This window comes from Bradyrhizobium sp. CCBAU 25338 (assembly GCF_028128965.1).
Classification (GTDB): domain Bacteria; phylum Pseudomonadota; class Alphaproteobacteria; order Rhizobiales; family Xanthobacteraceae; genus Bradyrhizobium; species Bradyrhizobium liaoningense.
Genome location: NZ_LFKY01000028.1, coordinates 103,754 through 122,071 on the forward strand (window position 1 = coordinate 103,754; position 18,318 = coordinate 122,071).

The window sequence follows — 18,318 nt, forward strand, 5'->3', positions numbered from 1 at the left end:
TCATGCCGATCGAACGCGATCTTCGCGGATATGGCCGGGCCCGTCCCGATATCGTCTGGCCGAACGGCGCCCGCGTCGCGGTCTCGCTGGTGGTGAATTTCGAGGAAGGCGCCGAGCTCGCGATCGAGCAAGGCGATGCGGAGACGGAGCACTACGGCGAGGTCGCCTCGACATCGCCGCCGGGCGTGCGCGATCTCGTGCAGGAACAGGTGTTCGACTATGGCATGCGCGCCGGCCTGTGGCGATTCCTCGACGCCTTCACTGAGGCCAAGATCCGTTCCACCTTCATGATGTGCGGCCGCGCCGTCGAGCGCGTACCGGACCTTGCCCGCGCCGTGGTCGAGGCCGGGCACGAGCCGGCGGTGCATGGCTGGCGCTGGCTGCCGCACGCGCTCTATGGGCATGCCGAGACGGAACGTCGTGACATTGAGAAGGCGCGCGACGTCATCGCCCGCGCGACCGGTCTCACACCGGTCGGCTTCATGTCGCGCGGCAGTCAGAGCGCATGGACGCGCGATATCCTGATCGGGCTCGACTTCGCCTACGATTCCAACGCGCTCGACGACGATTTGCCCTATTGGAGCCTGTCGCCACAGGGAGCGATGCTGGTTCTGCCCTATGGCTTCGACACCAACGACATGAAGTTCTTCCACCCGAATGGCTTTGTGCAGCCGGAGGATTTTTCAAACTATGTCAGCGCCGCACTCACCACGCTGGTCGAGGAGGCAGAGCGCGGCCGCTCCGCGATGCTGTCGGTCGGATTTCATCTGCGCATTTGCGGCCGCCCGGCGCGCTTCCGCGCCGTGAAGACCATTCTGGCCGAACTGGCGCGGCTGGAGGGTCGGGTCTGGGTCGCAACACGCGCCGACATCGCGGCGCATTTTCGCAAAGTCGCGCGCTAGGCCGCCCGCACGCCGCAACGAGCGTGCTGACCCCGTCCAGCGATTGCAGCTTCTGCGTCAGCCGGCTGCTCAATTGCAGCACGAGGCCGGCGGCGTGGCCGGTCTCCGCGGTTGCACCAGTGACGCCGGAGATGTTCTGCCCGCAATTCCGCGGGAGATCTGCCTGCAAGCTCCTTCCGAGATACGAGTGCTTCCAATCTAGAACACCTCGACATCGCCTCTCCGAGCGTTGACTTGGAAGGGTCTCTGGCGGAACGATCGGCGCAGATCATCCGCGCCAGCTCTGCCGCGCGCGCAGCCAAAGGCCAGAGGCTCAATGCATCAATCGACACATACCAGGCCCCTCGACCTTCCTGCGCTGAGCGCAGCGGAGCGGCTCTTCATCTGGGGTTTCAGGGCGAAGGCACGCCGCGGAGGCGCCGTTCCGACCGCGGCCGACGTCAAGGAGGTATACGACCATTTCCGCGTGGGCGACGCCGTGCCCTCGCTGGAGTCCATCATCGAGATCTTCGCCTGCACGGCCCATACGGCCATCGAAGTGCATTGCCCGACTTGTCCACGCATGTCGGACAGCGAGCACGGACTTCTGCGTGCCATCGCCGCTGCGCAGCAGGAACGGATCGAGGTCGCCCGCGAGCAGTTCGAGTGCTGGCTGCCGCCCGTCGGCGCCGATTGGGCGCTTGCGCCGGTCCAGGGGCTTGCAACGATCTTCCGCATGGCCGGTCTCATCCTGCCCGACCGGCAGGTACGGTCTTTCGACCAAGATCGGATGATGGCGATGAAGAGCTGGCTGGTCGGAAGCCCCACGCTGCACTGACGAGTACATTCATGATGCAGGATGCATGCGATTCCGTTGCAGTCCCGGACGCCGGCCGGTCGCAGGTCTGTCCGCTCAAGGCTGCGCTTGCGGCGCCACGAAGCGTCGAAGGCTACGATGACTTCTGCCGCATCGCGCTGTCGCTGTGCCGGTTCATCGGAGCGGCCTACGCCACCGGCGCTTCCGATTGCTGGGAAGCGGCCTATCGCTTCGCGGACGAGGCACCCGGCGTTGCCGACAGCCCGCTGCTGGTCGCACGGGCTGCCGCACTCGTCAGAATCCTGCGCAGCGGCCGACCGTGCGAGCTGTGCTTCATGCCGCCGTCCTGCCGGCGCCTGTCGAAGGACGAAACCGAGTTGATGCGGCTGCTGGCGGCAGCGCGCCGCAAGCAGCCGGGCGAGCTCGAATCCGCCGTCTGCCAATTCGTCGGCAATGAGAACGAGATTGCGACCACGCGGGCAGTCAACGCGCTGGCGTTCTGTTGACGCTTTGACGGGTTCCAGTCGCATCTGGAGCGGCCTTGCGCTAGCATGTCGCCATGGAGGCGCAGTGCTCGATGCCCTCCATGAAACCTCCAGACGATCCCAGCGCAACCACCGCTGGGATCGTCGTTCTGGATGGCGCCGCGACGGTCCCCTCTTGAGAATTGACCGCCGGAAAGGTCTGATGGGGTGCGGGAGAGGACTCCCGCCAATGCAGCTGCGCGGCGCGCATGGTGCTCCGCCGGTCCATGAAGAGACGGCCGAGAAGCCGGTCGAGCCGGAGGGGAGTGACATGGCCGTATTCCGCGGGAGCTGCCTGTGCGGCGAGATCGCCTTCGAGGTCGAGGGACCGTTCGAGCGCTTCCTCAATTGCCATTGCTCGCGCTGCCGCAAGGCAACTGGGACGGCGCATTCCTGCGAGGTGATCGTGAAGGCGCAAGCACTGCGATGGCTGCGCGGTGAAGCATCCGTCATTCGCTTCGACCTGCCCAACGCCCGGAGCTTTGCCACCGCATTCTGCAAGATCTGCGGCAGCCCGATGCCGCACCTCACGCGCAGCGGGCGCGAGGCGATCATCCATGCCGGCGCGTTCGACGAGAAGCTGGACGCGACACCCGACCGGCATGTGCACTGGACCTCCCGTGCGGATTGGTATGCGCACGGGGATGCGCTGCCGGTCGAGGATTGAGGGGTCGCCCGATTTGAGCTGATACGTGTGCGATAGCGGCGGATCGCGCTAGTTGCCCGCAACGCACGCCTCCATGATGCCGTCGAGCTCCTTCTTCGAGAGCACCCCAAGCTCGGCGATGAAGACGATCCGCGTCCGTGCCGCGCCCGCTGCAGGCGCATCGCCCGGTGCGAGCGTGGCGCGACCGCCGGCGAACTGAAACACCATCGGGCGTCCGGGCTGCTCGATGCTCTCGAACAATCCCTTGGCGCGCGCCAGCTTCGGCGCCAGTCGGTTGATGGCCTGCTGCAAGCGGGGCAGCGAGACCGGCTTGTCCGAGGTCCAGCTCAGCGTCTCGAAGCGCTCCTCTGCCGGTCGCCGCGGGCCCACTTCGCGCGGCACGGGCGGGCGATCGATTTCCGCGGGAAACAGCAGCGCGGCAGGAATCTCGCCATGCTGCGCATCGACCACGACGGCGGGAATACGCAGCGCGCGGATGGCCGCGCGCATGCGCGCTCCCGCGTCTGCGTCGGCCAGATCCAGCTTGCTGAGCGCCACGATATCGGCGACCCGCAATTGCGAACGCTGGAGCGCATCGTCGAGGGCCGAGGGCGGTGCCGTCGCGTCCATCACGCAGAGCACCGTCTCCAGCCGCGCCTCGCGCAGGATCACCGGGTCCATCAGATTGCGGACGATGTCGGCGGGATCGGCGACGCCGCTGGTCTCGATGACGATATACTCAGGCTTGGGATCACGCCGCAGCAGCGTCGAGAGCGTGCGCAACAGATCACCCTCGAGCGAGCAGCAGATGCAGCCATTGGCAAGGCTGACCACGCCGTCGCTGGCGCCCGCGATCAGCTCCGCATCGATGTTGATCGCGCCGAAATCGTTGACCACGGCGGCGATCCGCCGCCCCTCCGCATGCGCCAGCAGATGGTTGACGACCGTGGTCTTGCCGGCCCCCAAAAAACCCGTCACCAGGAGAATGGGGACCGGCATGGGTCAGCCCTCCACGACGGGGCGGCGCACCGGCTTACCGGGCCGTGCCGCCACATCCAGCACGCCGTCGGAGATCAGCGGCTGGCCGCTGACCACGAGATGCCGCACGCCTTCCGACGGTCGGTTCATCGCGGTGAAGATCGCACGGTCCGAGAGCTTCTCGTAATCGAACACGACGATGTCGGCATCCGCGTCCTTCGCGAGCCGGCCCTTGGCGCGCATCGCGGGCGTGCTCTGCGACAAGATCTCCGCCGGGATAAGCGCGCATTTGCGCACGCCTTCCAGCAGCGACACGGTCTTGCGCTCGCGCACCCATTCGCGGATGAATTTCGTGAAGCAGCCGGCCGAGCGCGGATGCGAGGTGGCATCATCCGGCAGCGGCCAGGCATCGCCGGTATAGGCGCTGCCGTCGGACAGCGTCCACGGCATCGCATCGGAGGCGATGGCGCCGCCGGGATACAGTACCGACATGTCAAGCAGGTCGCGATGATGCGCATTGTTCTCGGTGTCGAGGATGTGCCAGAGCACCAGCGACGACGGCTCCTCGGCCTGCGCCTTGAGCAATTCCTCGCGATCGTGGAAGCGATAGCCATCGGTGACGCGCTGCACGGAATCGTAGCCGGTGCCGTTGCGCTCTACGAACTCGGGATCGCTGAAAAAGGCGGCGGCCAGCACGGTCGAGCCGGTGCCGTAAGGATAGGCCTCGACCGTGATCGGCAGACCCTGCGCCTGCGCCTTCTCGATCAGCACGCGGCAACGCTCGACGTCGGTCTTGCTCGACGAGTTGAAATGGCAGATGTGCATGTGTGCGCCGGTGGCGCCGGCATAGCCGATCAGGCGGATATAGGCTTCCGCCGCGCTCTCGGGGTCGATGCGCGACATGAAGGCGACGTGGGTGAAGGTCGGCACGTCCTTGGCGGCAGCCAACTGGCACACCGCGGTCAATTCCTGCACGCCGGCGCCCGGCGCGTAGGCGTTCAGGATGCCGATACCGATGCCGCCTTCGTCGAGGCCGCGGGCGAGGCGCTCGAGAACACCGGCGACCTCCGCATCGGTCGCGACGTTGTCGATCCAGCGCCGGTCGCGCATGGCGTTGCCGAATGCCTCCAGCGAACTCTCCGCATTGGAGCCCGTCATCGCGCCGATGCGGGCAAAGGCCCAATTGGTGGCGGCGCCGTAGTTCAGCACGCGGCCCTTCCGCGCCTGGCGCTCGTACCACGACCCGACCGGCAGCACGCCGGCCTCGAGATCGAGCGTCGTCGTCACGCCGTCGAACGCCTGCATGCGGTCGGCCGGGATCGATTGGCCGTGGGCATGCAGGTCGATGAAGCCGGGCGCGACCACGAGGCCGGTCGCGTCGATCACCCGCTCGGCGCCGCCGAGGCCCGTGCCGACGGCGGCGATCCTGCCGTCCACCACCGCCACATCCCCGATGGCATCCATCCCGCTCGCGGGATCCACCACCCGGCCGCCAGAGATCACCAAGCCGCTCATGTCAAAACTCCAAGAAGTTGAAAGCCAGAGCCCCCGAAGGCCCGGCAGCTTCGGAGGACGAGAGCGGCCGCATCGCGCACCGTCCCGACGCGCATGATGCAGATTTTTGCGGGAACGACCACCGCCGCGGATGCCGATGCTGCATGCGTGTTGGCTGCGCGGCAATGCCGGATCGCGCGGCTGGATGCAGTCTCGGGTTGCATGCCGGGCGATGCCGAGCTATGGGATGCGGACAAATTCATTTTCTGGAGGCGATCATGTCTACGACTGCACGCTTCCCGGGTTCGCCGCGCGATATTTAGCGCGTCCATCCGGGATCGATTCCCGGATGAGATCACAAGACCTCATATCAGATCGAATCAACGCGGCCTGTTGGCGCGCGATTGTGAACCTGTGTCATGACAATCAATGTCCTGCCGGCCCCCTACCAGGTGGCCGGGCGTTCCGAGCTGCTCGAACGGCGGCTTCGGCGCTATCATTCGCGCGTCCAGGACGCGGTGCGCGCGCTGGTCATGCGGCACCCGCGCCTGGCTGACCTTGCCGCGAGCTTTCCTGCGTTGCTGTTCGCGCTCGCCGTTCCGCGGGCACGGCTCGATCCCGCACGCGCGATCGCGGGCGTGATCGATGGCGTCGCCCTCGCGCAAGCCGCGGTGTTCGCCGATCTGCCCCTCTGGCTGCGCAAGCTGCCGCCCGAGGCATTCGTGCGTCCGATCCCGCGCTTGCCTGACGGTGAGCTGTTTCGCCGGCAGATCGCCAACCACCTTCCGCGCTCTCCGAAAATGGCACCGACATGGCTTCAGCTCGTGTCCGAGGCCGCCGAACTCGCGCACGAGCCGATGGCCGCGTGGATCGCGCGCGAGTATGTGCGCGCGCCGCGGCGGGTGAATCCTGCGCGATTGCGGCGCCTCTGTCTTTGGGTGTGGTTTTCCAGCGAACCCGCGACGTCCGGACATCGGTTGATCGAAAGACCGTGGAGCCCGGACATGCGGATCGATGCCGCCCATTCGGCCGCGCACGATTGGCGGACAATCGCGACCTTACATGTGAACCTCGGCCGTCTGCCGATCGCCGACATGTGGCTGCGAGCCGGCCATGTCGCGGGCTACGAATTCGTGCCGCTGGATTCCATGGCTGCCATCGCTGAAGAGGCGAAAGCGATGAGAAATTGCCTCAACTCCTATGGCCCGAACCTCGTACACAACCGTTCTCGAATCTGGAGCATGCGAAAGGACGGCGAACGGGTCGCAACGCTGCGAATCGCTCGTCACTATCGCGATCCGCTGCCGAACATCGTCGAGCTCAAGGCAGCCGGCAACGGCGATGTCTCGCGCGAGCAGTGGTGGGCGGCGCGTCAATGGCTGCACATGCATGCCCTTCCGGAGATCGACATGGGACAACGCGAGTGGGGAGCGACACCGCTCGACCGCGAAAGCTGGGTGTCGCTGTGGCGGCCATACTGGCTCGCCAAGCGCCGGATCCCGGACTGGCTGCCGATGGCCCCATCGCGCGACGCGCTCGAGCGCTGTGAGTTGAAATGGTGCGTGGCGAAATCCATCGCTGTCAGATCGACATGCGTTCGCATCCTCGCGGCGTGATCTGCCCGAGTCATGTGGTTCGCCTCACCCTCGCGGAAAGAAAGGGCGCAGGGAAGACCGGGCGCCGGCCGGCACCCATAAGACCCCCGTGCTGAACGAATGCACGCGCAATGCACAGGGGAGACACAGGGCAGCCGAAACCAGGCCTTCCCTGCGCGATGGTTTGACGGCGTATGCCGCGCTCTCCCGGGAGCCGAGTTCCTTCTGGCCTCCCTCGCCTCGACGAAATTCACGGCACCGCGCCGGTTGACGCGAGCGACGCCTTCGCCGGGGCTTGACCGTAGCAACGACGGCCAGGACCACACGGTTTCGCCGTACGCAGGCCATCCGGCTTCGCCGAGAGGCTCCGCCGGACATGGGCGCCGTCCGTCTTCGCGGTCCGCGCCATGCTCACGAGGTTCATCCCGCCCTGCACGCAACAAACCGCCTTTAACGCCGCCCGCGTCCACCGCAACCCGGCCCGCGTTCGTGACGACGTACGACCGCCCCTTTCGTGGGCTGGGATGGCCGACACATACGACAAATCCGAATTTCGGTAAAGTGGAATATTTTCGCAAGGAGGGATTGACAGCGGTTCCGGCTGGTTTGCCCGACGAGGCAGGGCAAGAATTATTCCCTCGACATCGCCGGTAGCGAGCAGCTTCTCGTAATCTCCCAGCGCGGCTTGGACGGCATCGTCGGTTGGCTCAAGAAGCTGCATGTCACCCTCCCATCAATGCAAGCGACCTTCCTTTTCGCAGCCTGCCCGCACCGGCACCTGCTGCTTCGGATTGACCCTCACGACCTCGGGATGCTTGGGCTCGTAAGCCGAAACAAAGGGGACCATGATCAGTCCGAAATCAAGCCCCTTCTCCCGAGCTGCGATTTCGGCCTTGGCCCCGAACATGCTGAGCGGACCGGAATAGATGCGCATGGTCGGCTCGACGCTTTTCATCGCAGTCTGCCTTCGATTGGGGAGCTTGCGGTTACGGCCGCAACAGCGAGCGCGAGGTTGGCGACAGCCGCAAGACTTGCGGCCTGCCGTACAGCCTGCGGACCAAGGCAGGGTAGACGTCCGACCTCCAATGCCCGTCCTGGCCAATCGCCGTCAGATATCGATGATACGCATCAATGCTGTCGTAGGCGGCAAATGACACCACCACATGCTCATTCTCACGCAGCGGCAACCGCGGGAAACCGTTGGCACTGTATTCGCGCGTGAAAAGGCCGACGATTCTGGCGCCCGCCCGCGCCTGCGACGGCTCTACGGCGTTGCGGAGAAAGTCGAGGAAATCCGGCTCCGGGCGGTCGGGGAGATAATACAGCGTCACCACGATCAGGCCCGGGGCAAGTGGCGATTCGAGCGCCGGGCGTAGCGCTGGATTGTGCAGGCGAAATGCGCGCTCGGGGCAGATCGGCTTCAGCATCAACGCGTCGGTACTGTCGATCATGTTTGACCTGGCTTGCTCGCCGCAACGCGCCCATGCCTCACTGTGAAAATAGAATTCATTCAGCGCCTGCATCCTCGAGGTCAGGCTATCGAAGCCGCGCATCCATACGAACTTGTTGGGATCGCCGAGGTCCCTGAACTGCCCGATCAGCGTCATGCCGCAGGCCTCCTGCGTCTCCACGAACTGACCGTCGAACAGGTTGATGAAATCGTCGCGCGTTCCCGGATAGAGCGTGTATTGCCGGAGATCGATAATCGGACTGGCGAACGCCTCCGTCAGGCTCTCTGATGCCCGCGTCATGCAACTCTCCATGACATCTCCCGAAACAGACCGGTTGATCTGTTTGTAATACAGACCGGTTGACCTGTTCTGTCAAGGTGCTATTTTCCGGAACTGAAGCCTTGAGGATTACGTTGATGCCGGCGCCGGCGCGCAGCCGATCGAACACCCCCGACGAGACCAAGCGCCGCGTGCTGGACGCCGCTGCCGCGGCCTTCCAGTCGCGCGGCTATCATTCGACCACGACTCACGAGATCATGCGCGATGCGGGGGTGACGGCCGGGGCCATGCATCATCATTTCCCGACCAAGAAGAGCATTGGACTCGCGGTCATCCGCGAGCGGGTGTCGTCCGCGGTCGAGCAAACCTGGATCGAGCCTGTGCGGTTGGCTCGAACCGGCGCCGAAGGAATCAGGCAGACGTTCGCCGCCATCGCCACCACACTGGACAAGCGCGGCAGCGTGATTGGATGCCCGCTCGGCAACCTCGCCATTGAGCTGTCGTTGGCTGACCCTGACTTCCGCAGGGAGATCCAGGACGTCTTTGACGGCTGGCAGCGGGCGATCGCCGACAAGTTCAGGGCCGATCGCAAGTCTGGCGAACTGAGGCACGATAGCCCCGACGAACTTGCGACCTTTGTGGTGGCTTCCTACTCGGGCGCGATGGCGATCGCAAAAGCCCGGCAGGATTCGCTGCCGCTCAAGAGCTGTGCAAAGCAACTCGCCGCCCTGTTCGAGGATCACGCGCGGCGGCAGCGATCGAAGAGAAGATAGAGTCTCGAACCAAAAGCTCACCGGATGCCGGCCGTGAGCGCGATGCAGTCCGTCCGACCACAAAGCGGCTCTGCCGTCTTCTCGCCCCCATTGTCATTCAGGGAGTTGGGCGGGGCGGCTTACGGTGGGCAAAGTTCCCAAAGGTTCCGTGTGATCGTCCGACGTCTTCTGCAACGCGACTCCCGTCATGCCGTTTCGCGCCGCGCCCTCCTCGGCGGACTGGTGTCGGCCGGGAGTGCCCTTGCGCTCGGTGGATGCGCCGGCCTGGGCGCCACCGGCGCGCGCTTTGACGCATCGTCCCTCTCCGCCGATCCCACCTTGCTTGTCGCCACCACGCGCAAGCCCGCGAACGGCGGTCGTACGAAACCCTGGTTCGGGCCGGAGCGCGCGACGAGCATGACGGTCGCGCGGGCCAGGCTGGTCGCGCCGGACGAGAGCCGTCTTTCTCTCGCCTCCGTAGGACTCGGGGATTGGCGTCTTGATCGGATCGAACCGGTGTCGGCCGACGCCGGCGATCTCGCCGCGCAGGCCGGCGGAGGAGACGTGCTGATCTATGTGCACGGCTTCAAGCAGACATTCGAAACCGCGGTGCTGGACGCCGCCCATCTCTCCGATGGGATCAAGTTCCGCGGCCGGACCATGGCGTTTTCCTGGCCCTCCAGGGCAGGATTGTTCGACTATGCCTATGACCGCGACAGCGCGATGTGGTCTCGCGACGATTTCGAACGCGTGCTCTCGGCGCTCGTGTCGGCTCCGGGCGGCGGCCGCGTGCACATCGTTGCGCACAGCATGGGAACCATGCTGACGCTCGAAAGCCTGCGTCAGCTCTATGGGCGATACGGCGATACGGTCACGAGCAAGATCGGCGCGGTGGTGTTTGCCGCGCCCGACATCGACATGGACGTGTTCTCGTCGGCGGTCCAGCGCATCGGCCCGCTGGCCGGCAAGATCACCGTGATTGCCGCGACGAACGATCGCGCACTGGCGCTGTCCGGACAGATCGCAGGCGGAATGACGAGGGTCGGCGCGGCCGAAAAGGCCGCCATCGCGCGGCTCGGTGTGCGCGTGGTCGATGCCTCGCAGGAAGGCTGGGGCATCATCAACCACGACCTGTTCCTGTCGAATGCGGAAGTGCAGCGCGTGATCCGCCGCTCGATCGACGGCACGACGGCGTGAGAGAGCGGCTGTGCCGCATGAGATTGATGCCTTGCAATCGATGACGCCCAAGCGACGTCAATTACGACGGTAATCTTTGCTCGGCGATGATCCGCACGGGTGGAAAGACGACGCAGTCCGCCACGTCGAACAGCACTTCAATGCTGCGATCAAAGGCCCGCGCAAAGGCCATCGCATCATCGCGCCGTTCATCGGCAACGGCAGTGCCGAGCGTGCAATGGGGCGTCCAGGCGCTAGGCGGGTAATGAGGACGACAATGTGCTGGATCGATTGCCGCGCTGATGGCGCCGTGGATGCGAACCAGGGTTTCGTCGACCTCCGGCTCGGCCCAGAGAACGAGCGGAGAGCCTTCGAACCAGCAAATTCGTTTGAACGCGATCCGCAGTTGCGTCTCGCCGGCAATGGCTGCCTGCATCACGTCCCACGCAGCCTTCTCGTCAGCCCGAGGCGAGTCGTAGATGGCAAATGTTAAATGCGGCCGATACCTTAGGGCGCGCATCGAGGGCTCGACCTCGAACGCGGCAACCTGATCCCACAGCCGCTCGATCTCGCCTGCTGAATCGTTATCGGCCCGGATATTGATCGCCAATGCCAAAGGCTCACCCAAGGGGCGGAACAATCACGCTTGCGGTGACAGTGCACTTAATTGCCATTTCCATAAAGAGCTGGCTGCATGGGTTCGCCGATATCGAGTAGCGAACGACGGAATTGAGTGCACTGTCACCGTAATGTCGCCAGGTGCAGCGGCCGCGCTTCGCCCGCGGAGCAGACCGGCCGGCTGATCGATCTGGCCCTGATCTGCAGTTCAGCAGCGACTCGACCTTCGTCCGGGCCTTTCGCCGGAAGTTCGGCCTGACACCGGGCGAGATCCGGGATAAGTCGCAAGCCTGGCAGCGCGGCGGCGGCGCTCCGCCCGCGCCAGACGATATCTTCTATAGCCTCTCAAAGCACTGACAGCGACCACGACAGCTAAGCGCGCTGGCGGGGCCACCATACGCGGCAACCTGGCCCGGGCCGCCCGATGAGTTTGCTCGTTGCCCACTCATTATTTGCGAGCGTCACCACGCATACCGAACGGCACCCTTGCCGGCGTAGCTGCGGGTGACGTTGGAGAACTCACCCTCGAAGGTGGCCACCAGCGAAACGCCGTTGAGCCATTTCACCTCGGCGGATGCGGTGGTGAGCGCCGCGTCGGGCGCCTGCGCCGCACCGCTAACCACGAACGACCCGCCCGGCAGCGCCTGGAAGGTCGCCGCGATCGAGCGCTCCGGATTGAAGTCGTGCGCCCACGCCGCGCGTCCCCGCAGCGTCAGAACCGCATCATCGAGCGCGAACGACCTATCGGCTCGCAAGCCGAGCTCCGACCGCGAGGCCGTGACACTCTTGGCGCCGTAGCTCAATGCAAAGGTATTGGCGCCCGACAGCGCCTGCTCGGCGTAGGCCGGCAGATCGAAGATGACGAACTGGCTGGCCGCATAGGGCGTCAGGCCCATCCACGGCATCGCGACGCGATAGCCGCCCTCGACGCGGCCCGAATACGCATTGGCGTTGAAGCGCGCCTGCAACTGATCGATCCCGGCGATGGTGACGGTGCGGCTCGTGGTGACATCCTGCCAGCCATAGGCCAGCGCCGCCGAGAGATAGGCCGCACCCATGGTGTGCCGCACGAACGCGCCGGCCTGGAACAGATCGGACCGCCCGGTGCCGCCATTGGCGACGCTGAAATTGGTGCCGCCGCCGGCGAGTGCGAAGCCCGCAACGGTGTTCGGCGAGAACCGGTAGTCGGCACCGACGGCCGTGCCGAACAGGCGGCTGGTCGCGGTGTTCGATCCCGTCGTGGCGTTGCCGTCGGTGGTCTGCGTACCGCCATAGCCCGCGGCCCACACGCTCCAGCCTTGCGTGAGGGGACCTGCCGTCACCGGGGCCTTGCGAAAGATCGCAGCATAGGCGTCCCGCTCGGAGGTGGAGCTTTTGCCGCCGGTGGAGGCGTAGGCTGCGACCGCGGCCGCATCGGCGAACCGCGCAGCGCCGGTCGACGCCGATACGCCGTCGCTCCGACCGAGCACGAACGGATCGGTCATCGCGCCCATGAATTGAGACATCGCGTTGAAGGTCGTCTGCTGCGACCCGCTGGCGGCCTCGCCGGAGAGCTGGGCGAGCGCGCCGGCGAGCGGAGCGCCGGACAGCCCAAACACCGTGACAAAACCGGGGGGCAGCGTGCCTCCACCATTGAAGAAACCGTTGATGGCATTCGCGACGTTCGACGGATTGGTCGCGAGCTCCTGCCGTGCGCCCAGCGCCGCCTTGAGGCTCAGCAACACATCGGTCGAGCCATAGCTCAGGCTGGCCGTGAAATTGACTGGTAGACCGCTTGTCGTAAGCAGATCGAAGGTGGTGCCGCCGAGCCCACCGGCCGCGGACAGGATCGTATAGTTGCGCGCCATATAGCTGCCGGGGGCGAATACCGCGTTCACCGTGCCGGCGAGCGTGGCCGTTCCGGTGATATTGGTGCGGTCCGCGGCGTTCGGCGAAACCTCGACAGCATAGCTCGCGCCCGTGTCGAAGGTCAGGCTGCCGCTCACCGAAATCGTGCCGATGGAATTGCCGGGCGCCAGCGTGCCGCCACCGGCGATGACTGTCGACGACAAGGTGCCGGTGCCCCCGACAGTCCCTCCTGAATTGACGGTCAGCAGGCTGGACGACGCGATCGAGCCATTCACCGCGAGCGTGCCGCCATTGACCGTCGTCGCGCCGGCATAGGCATTGATGCCGGAGAGGATGGTCGTTCCGGTCCCGATCTGCCGGAACGCACCGCTGCCGGAAATCACGCCGGGAAGCGTCAAAATATCGGAGCGATCGATCGCGAACACGCCGTTGTCGACGACATCGCCGACGAGCGATCCCGTCGTTCCACCATTGCCGAGCCGCAACGTGCCGCTCGCAATGATGGTGCCGCCGCTATAGGTGTTGGTGCCGGTCAGGACGGTCGTGCCGCTCCCATCCTGCCTAAATATGCCGCTGCCGGAAATCACGCTGGCGAGCGTCAGGGTATCGGAGCGACGAATCGCGAACACGCCGTTGTCGACGATATCGCCGACGAGCGATCCCGTCGCGCCGCCATTGCCGAGCTGCAACGTGCCGCTCGAGATGATGGTACCGCCACTATAGGTGTTGGTGCCGGTCAGAACGGTGGCGCCGCTCCCATCCTGCCGAAATGTGCCGCTGCCAGAAATCGCGCCGGCGAACGTCAGGGTATCGGAGCGATCGATCGCGAGCACGCCGTTGTCAACGACATTGCCGACCAGCGATCCCGTCGTCCCGCCATTGCCGAGCTGCAACGTGCCGCTCGATATGATGGTGCCGCCCGTATAGGTGTTGGCGCCTGAGAGCGTGAGCGTGCCGGTCCCGTCATAGGTCAGGCCGCCGGCGCCGATCGCGATCGTGTTGCTGACGAGAATCGCGCCGGCGCCGCCGAACGTCAGGGTTTGGCCGGCGCCGGTGATCGCCCCGGTCAGCGACAACCGGCCGGCATCGGAATCGATGCGCGCGTCGGATCCCAGCGTAATGGCGCCGGCGAAACTGTTGTTGCCGGACATGTTGCGCAGCGCCCCGCCGTTCGCGACGCCGCCGCCTTTGAGCGTCAAAGGCGAATTGCCGATCGACAGGCCACCCTGGAGCTCGAGCGAAGCACCGCTCTCCACGACGGTGCCGCTGAGACCGCCGAGAAGGTTGGCTCCGTTTGAATTGCCAACCAACAGGGCCCCGCCATCGATGGCAAGGGCGCCGCCAGAATTCAAAGTCAGGCTGCTTGGCGCGAACAGCACGGTGCCGGTCGCCGTCGCCGAGCCGAAGGTAAGCGTCGTTCCCGTGCCGCCACCGTAGGCGAAGCTACCGCCGAGTGTCAGCGTGTTGCCCGCGGCGGCACCGATCGTGGCTGAATTACCAACTGCGATATTGATGCCGTTACCGAACGTGCCGCTGAATTGTGCCGCCAGCGTCGAACCGGCGGTCCCGCCGGTAAACTCTATCGTGCCAGTGCCCAGCCCGCCGGCATTATTGATGACCGTCGTTCCGCTAACCAGATTCGTGGTGCCGGTGAAACCACTGTTCGAACCGTTCAGCGTCAGCGTCCGTGCGCCGGCGTCGATCGAGAGGACTCCGGAGCCGACAAGGGCCGTGGTGTAGGGAATACCGAAGGTTGCGTCGACGCCGGCGCTTCTCTGGTCGATGGTCAGGCTGGCGCCCGCTTCGATATTGACATTGCCGTTGATGAAGGAGCCGGACAGCAGTTGCAGAACGTTTGAGCCGCTGAGAAAGTCAATCGCAGGGCGACTGCCGCCATTGCCGGCGGCGATCGTTCCCGCATTCAGGATCGTGAGATTGCTTCCGACGACGGCAGCTCCCGCCAGGGAAGGATCAAAGCCGCTGGTATCGCCGGCGCTGCCGCCGTAAATGACGCCGAAATTGTTGAGAACACCGCCGGCGGTGAAAATGGCGCCGACACCGCCGTCACCGGCGTAACCAACCCGCGCACCATCGGCGGGCCCGCCGGCACCACCGGAACCTCCGGAGATCGTCCCGAAATTGGCGAGCGTGAGAAACGTGGTTTCGACGACGCCATAGCCGCCGCTTCCGCCGCCTCCGCCGCCGCCTCCGCCAAGCCCGGAGGACGTTGCGACCCCGGCCTGCCCCTGGCCGCCCGCGCCGCCACTGATCGTTGATCCCGATGACACGGACGTAATGTTGGTGGCACCATTCGTGCCACCGATGCCTCCGGCGCCGCCGGAGGCCGAACCGCTGCCGTCGAGTCCACCGGCCCCACCCGCGCCGCCGCCGGCGGCACCACCGCCACCGCCGCCGCCGCCGAAATCGCCAGTGCCATTCTGACCGGCATTGCCCGTTTCGCCGCTATGTCCGATGGCGCCTGATCCGCCATCGCCGCCGGTCCCGGTCCCGAGGAAGCTCCCGCTTCCTTCAGCGCCGGCGCCGCCCGCCGCAAGCGCTGGACTGGATGGCCCGAGCGCAAGGACAAAAACCACCGAGGACAACGCGGTGCCGCTCAACAAGCCGATGCCCAGTTTCGAACCTCGCCTGACGCGCGCGCGCAACTTTGCCATGAATCCCAACGCCCCCGCGCCCTGCGCGCTTCATGCGATCGATGTCTTCGCCGAGCACTAGCAGGCCGGCCGACCGGGCAATGTGCCGAGCGTCTCAGGTGCAGATTCCGAAGAGTACTGATGCACGCACGACACATGACTTCAGATTCCGGCCCAACGTCCGACCTCACGTCGGCCGCCAACATCGTCGCGAGGGAAACGCCCGTGCATCCCCGGAAATTACGTCAGGGCTTCAACGGCATGCGCGGTCGCCGGCGTGAGAATGGCGCGCCATTCAGAATAAAACTGCGAACTCGTATGTGATTGACGTTCCGGTGGTATTCGACAAGGCGCATCGATCGAGATTCGATCACCGCGCGTCCGCAAGGGCCGCGGCTCGACGAGCAGGCCCTGTCGTTCGTAACGGCGGCGAGTTCTGCTGAAGCGTACCACGACGGCATATCGGGTACTGTTCGCCTTCACGCGCCGCGTGAGCAGGGCATCGCCTGCCGGCAGAAATTCGAGATCATCGAGGCCAACGCAGTGCAGACACGCCGGGCCGGGAGGCTCCATCATCAGGAGACCACCGGAGCCGCCGCAGCGATGGCATGTCCACTCCATGTTCAACGGCTGGATAACAACCAGTTCCGGGCCGCGGCTTGCCTTCTCCGCCAGGCGTTCGCGCTTCGCCTCGGAGAGTTGCGGCGACACCCAATGTGTCCGATACGACGCCTCGATCCCGGGATCTCCGCTTCGGCTGAAGCGCAGCTCCCGGCATTGCGGCGTACGATCGACATAGGCTGTGGGGCTTGCGATCAGTCCTTTCGCGGTCGCCCAGGTCTGGAATAGCTGCATGGCTTCGGCGATACGCGACGGATCGATCTGGACAACTTCCTCCAGGCAGGCGACCTGCCCGCGCTGCCAGCGCTCGACCGCTCCGGGATCAAGCCACCCGATCCCGATGAGGATGTCGGTGGCGCTCACAAATTGCCGGGCGGCCAGCGCCCTTTCGCCTGCCATGGCAACGCGATCGCCAAGTGGAACCCGATTCTTCCGGCCCATTGTAACTCTCGGTACGCGCCTTCCAATCAACGCCGGACCCGACCCGCTCGTCTCGAGGGGCGGATCAGTTTCACACTGTCGATAATGGACACTGCTGTTTCGCGAATCAATGCGCATCGCTAACGATGACGAAAGCTGGCGACCCAACCCGGGAGAGTTTCATGGCACTTCCCCTCGCCCAACAGCAGTCGATCTTCGCCTCGGGCGCCGACATGCCTTCGACGCGCAAGGACATCCTTGCCCGCTACCTGCACCTTCGGGAAATCTCCAAGAAGGTTCACGAGGAAGTCCTCAAGTATATATCCACCGATGCCTTACTGAATCACGCACGCAGGCTCGGATTGGCGCAAGGAAAGACGTTGCTTCTCGAAGACATGGACGAGATGTACTACGTCTACGACCTTGCCATTTATACCGCACCGGCGGATCGTTCGCGGGCGATCGATCGCTACGCGAAGTCAGCCAGGTTCGAGGCGCAATCCGACGAAGCGGTGATGCTGGACGCAATGCGTCGGTCGCAGTTCGCGATACTCATGATCGAGCAGCGGCACGACGAGGTGGGCCTGATCGCCACCGATATTGTTCGCAACTCGAAAGTATGGCTGCTCGACGTCGGGCTCGAAAGTTCGATGGACGATGGAGAACTGATCGCCACCAGGCTCCTTACACCTGGGACATTCTCGATGACTGCCGGCGTCATGGTGCCGTTTGAAATTGAGATGCTCGATCCGGTTTGCAGGCTGCTGCCGCAGCACCTGGGCAACAGCAGGCTGAGCCGGATAGTCGACGACAGGCGCTTCGCCGAAGCCGTCTACAAGGTGGCTCTCGCGGGCAGCGTCATGGATCGCATGGGATATCTTGATATCCCCGATCGGCTCTGACCTCGGATCGGCGGATTCGCGAACCGGTGAGCACCCAACGCCAAAAGACGAGCGATCAAGTGTTGCGCTGGGGAGGATGCTTTCTCAGCGCAGCGAATGGACGACTGAAAGGGAGCGGCCCGCGCCCTAGTCCAGATCGTAAATGACCGCGGGATTGCAGCGTGGCGCGCCACCCAGAACAAAACTGCGAACTCTTATGTAATTGAAATTTCGATATAATTTCAAACTTCGACGAAGGTGCCAGTATGTCGGAGAACGAGCTTCATATCGAGGAGAAAATCGCGACGGAAATCTGTCCGAGAGCCAGGAGGCGCGCTTGATGCCGGCACTCGATACGAAGTGGTCCGGTCTATTGACGAGGTCAGGCGCTCGGGTTGTAGTCGCGCCTTCTTTCGCCTTACCATCCAATTCCAGGAGCCCCGAGTGCCGAATGTTCAGTGGAATAAGTTCATTGATGATCACAACGACCGCTATTGCGTCGCGGTGCATTTTCAAGACTATGCGCAGCTCAAGAAGCGCGTGAAAGGCACAATTACCACTACGGAAGGTAAGGTATACCCCACGCCGAACGAGCTTGTCCGCGCCGTCGCCAAGCGCTTGAAGCAGGACTATGCGATCAAGAGCGAGAACGCATCGCAACTGATCATGTTCGCCGATAAGGCCGA

The 18,318-nt window shown here is 64.6% G+C and carries 16 protein-coding genes; 9 read left to right on the forward strand and 7 right to left on the reverse strand.

Annotation, left to right across the window (positions count from 1 at the left end):
- The first annotated feature begins 2 nt into the window (after positions 1-2).
- From ACM42_RS10050 to ACM42_RS10065, 4 genes are all read left to right on the forward strand, one after another.
- Positions 3-902: a polysaccharide deacetylase family protein gene (locus ACM42_RS10050; RefSeq protein WP_271527768.1), complete on the forward strand. Its 900-nt coding sequence runs from the start codon at positions 3-5 to the stop codon at positions 900-902.
- 316 nt (positions 903-1,218) lie between these two features.
- A complete protein-coding gene (locus ACM42_RS10055) occupies positions 1,219-1,719 on the forward strand; it encodes a hypothetical protein (RefSeq protein WP_271527769.1) in 501 nt (166 codons plus the stop codon).
- An 11-nt stretch (positions 1,720-1,730) separates the two neighbouring features.
- Complete coding sequence (locus tag ACM42_RS10060; RefSeq protein ID WP_271527770.1) at positions 1,731-2,204, forward strand: hypothetical protein; 474 nt, start codon at positions 1,731-1,733, stop codon at positions 2,202-2,204.
- A gap of 289 nt (positions 2,205-2,493) precedes the next feature.
- Positions 2,494-2,889 carry a GFA family protein gene (locus ACM42_RS10065; RefSeq protein ID WP_271527787.1) on the forward strand — a complete coding sequence of 132 codons (396 nt, stop codon included), beginning with the start codon at positions 2,494-2,496 and terminating at the stop codon, positions 2,887-2,889.
- A gap of 48 nt (positions 2,890-2,937) precedes the next feature.
- Here the strand turns inward: ACM42_RS10065 and ACM42_RS10070 are convergent, their stop codons facing one another.
- Entirely contained in the window at positions 2,938-3,867 is a 930-nt protein-coding gene (locus ACM42_RS10070; protein ID WP_271527771.1) for a CobW family GTP-binding protein, read from the reverse strand.
- 3 nt (positions 3,868-3,870) lie between these two features.
- The gene (locus ACM42_RS10075) at positions 3,871-5,361 is read right to left on the reverse strand and encodes an amidohydrolase family protein (RefSeq protein ID WP_271527772.1); all 1,491 of its coding nucleotides are present in this window, start codon (positions 5,359-5,361) and stop codon (positions 3,871-3,873) included.
- Positions 5,362-5,759: 398 nt separating this feature from the next.
- Here ACM42_RS10075 and ACM42_RS10080 point away from each other — a divergent pair, with 398 nt between their 5' ends.
- On the forward strand, positions 5,760-6,956 hold the full coding sequence (locus ACM42_RS10080) for a hypothetical protein (RefSeq protein WP_271527773.1): 1,197 nt from the start codon (positions 5,760-5,762) through the stop codon (positions 6,954-6,956).
- A gap of 712 nt (positions 6,957-7,668) precedes the next feature.
- Here the strand turns inward: ACM42_RS10080 and ACM42_RS10085 are convergent.
- Positions 7,669-7,890 carry a glutathione S-transferase N-terminal domain-containing protein gene (locus ACM42_RS10085; protein ID WP_271527774.1) on the reverse strand — a complete coding sequence of 74 codons (222 nt, stop codon included), beginning with the start codon at positions 7,888-7,890 and terminating at the stop codon, positions 7,669-7,671.
- A 31-nt stretch (positions 7,891-7,921) separates the two neighbouring features.
- On the reverse strand, positions 7,922-8,686 hold the full coding sequence (locus ACM42_RS10090; RefSeq protein ID WP_271527775.1) for an NIPSNAP family protein: 765 nt from the start codon (positions 8,684-8,686) through the stop codon (positions 7,922-7,924).
- Positions 8,687-8,802: 116 nt separating this feature from the next.
- On the opposite strand from ACM42_RS10090, the gene ACM42_RS10095 reads away from it, so the two are divergent.
- Entirely contained in the window at positions 8,803-9,438 is a 636-nt protein-coding gene (locus tag ACM42_RS10095; protein ID WP_271527776.1) for a TetR/AcrR family transcriptional regulator, read from the forward strand.
- Between the two features lie 150 nt (positions 9,439-9,588).
- Entirely contained in the window at positions 9,589-10,614 is a 1,026-nt protein-coding gene (locus tag ACM42_RS10100) for an alpha/beta hydrolase (RefSeq protein WP_442868919.1), read from the forward strand.
- Positions 10,615-10,675: 61 nt separating this feature from the next.
- Here the strand turns inward: ACM42_RS10100 and ACM42_RS10105 are convergent, their stop codons facing one another.
- The 3 genes from ACM42_RS10105 to ACM42_RS10115 form a co-directional block, all read right to left on the reverse strand.
- Positions 10,676-11,203, reverse strand: coding sequence for a 2'-5' RNA ligase family protein (locus ACM42_RS10105; RefSeq protein WP_333921662.1), 528 nt, complete (start codon positions 11,201-11,203; stop codon positions 10,676-10,678).
- Between the two features lie 469 nt (positions 11,204-11,672).
- Positions 11,673-15,731, reverse strand: coding sequence for an autotransporter domain-containing protein (locus ACM42_RS10110; protein ID WP_271527778.1), 4,059 nt, complete (start codon positions 15,729-15,731; stop codon positions 11,673-11,675).
- Between the two features lie 219 nt (positions 15,732-15,950).
- Positions 15,951-16,772, reverse strand: coding sequence for a hypothetical protein (locus tag ACM42_RS10115; RefSeq protein ID WP_271527779.1), 822 nt, complete (start codon positions 16,770-16,772; stop codon positions 15,951-15,953).
- A gap of 161 nt (positions 16,773-16,933) precedes the next feature.
- Here ACM42_RS10115 and ACM42_RS10120 point away from each other — a divergent pair, with 161 nt between their 5' ends.
- Positions 16,934-17,653 carry a hypothetical protein gene (locus ACM42_RS10120; RefSeq protein ID WP_271527780.1) on the forward strand — a complete coding sequence of 240 codons (720 nt, stop codon included), beginning with the start codon at positions 16,934-16,936 and terminating at the stop codon, positions 17,651-17,653.
- Between the two features lie 423 nt (positions 17,654-18,076).
- Positions 18,077-18,318: hypothetical protein (locus ACM42_RS10125; RefSeq protein ID WP_271527781.1), on the forward strand; the 242-nt coding region annotated here is incomplete at its 3' end.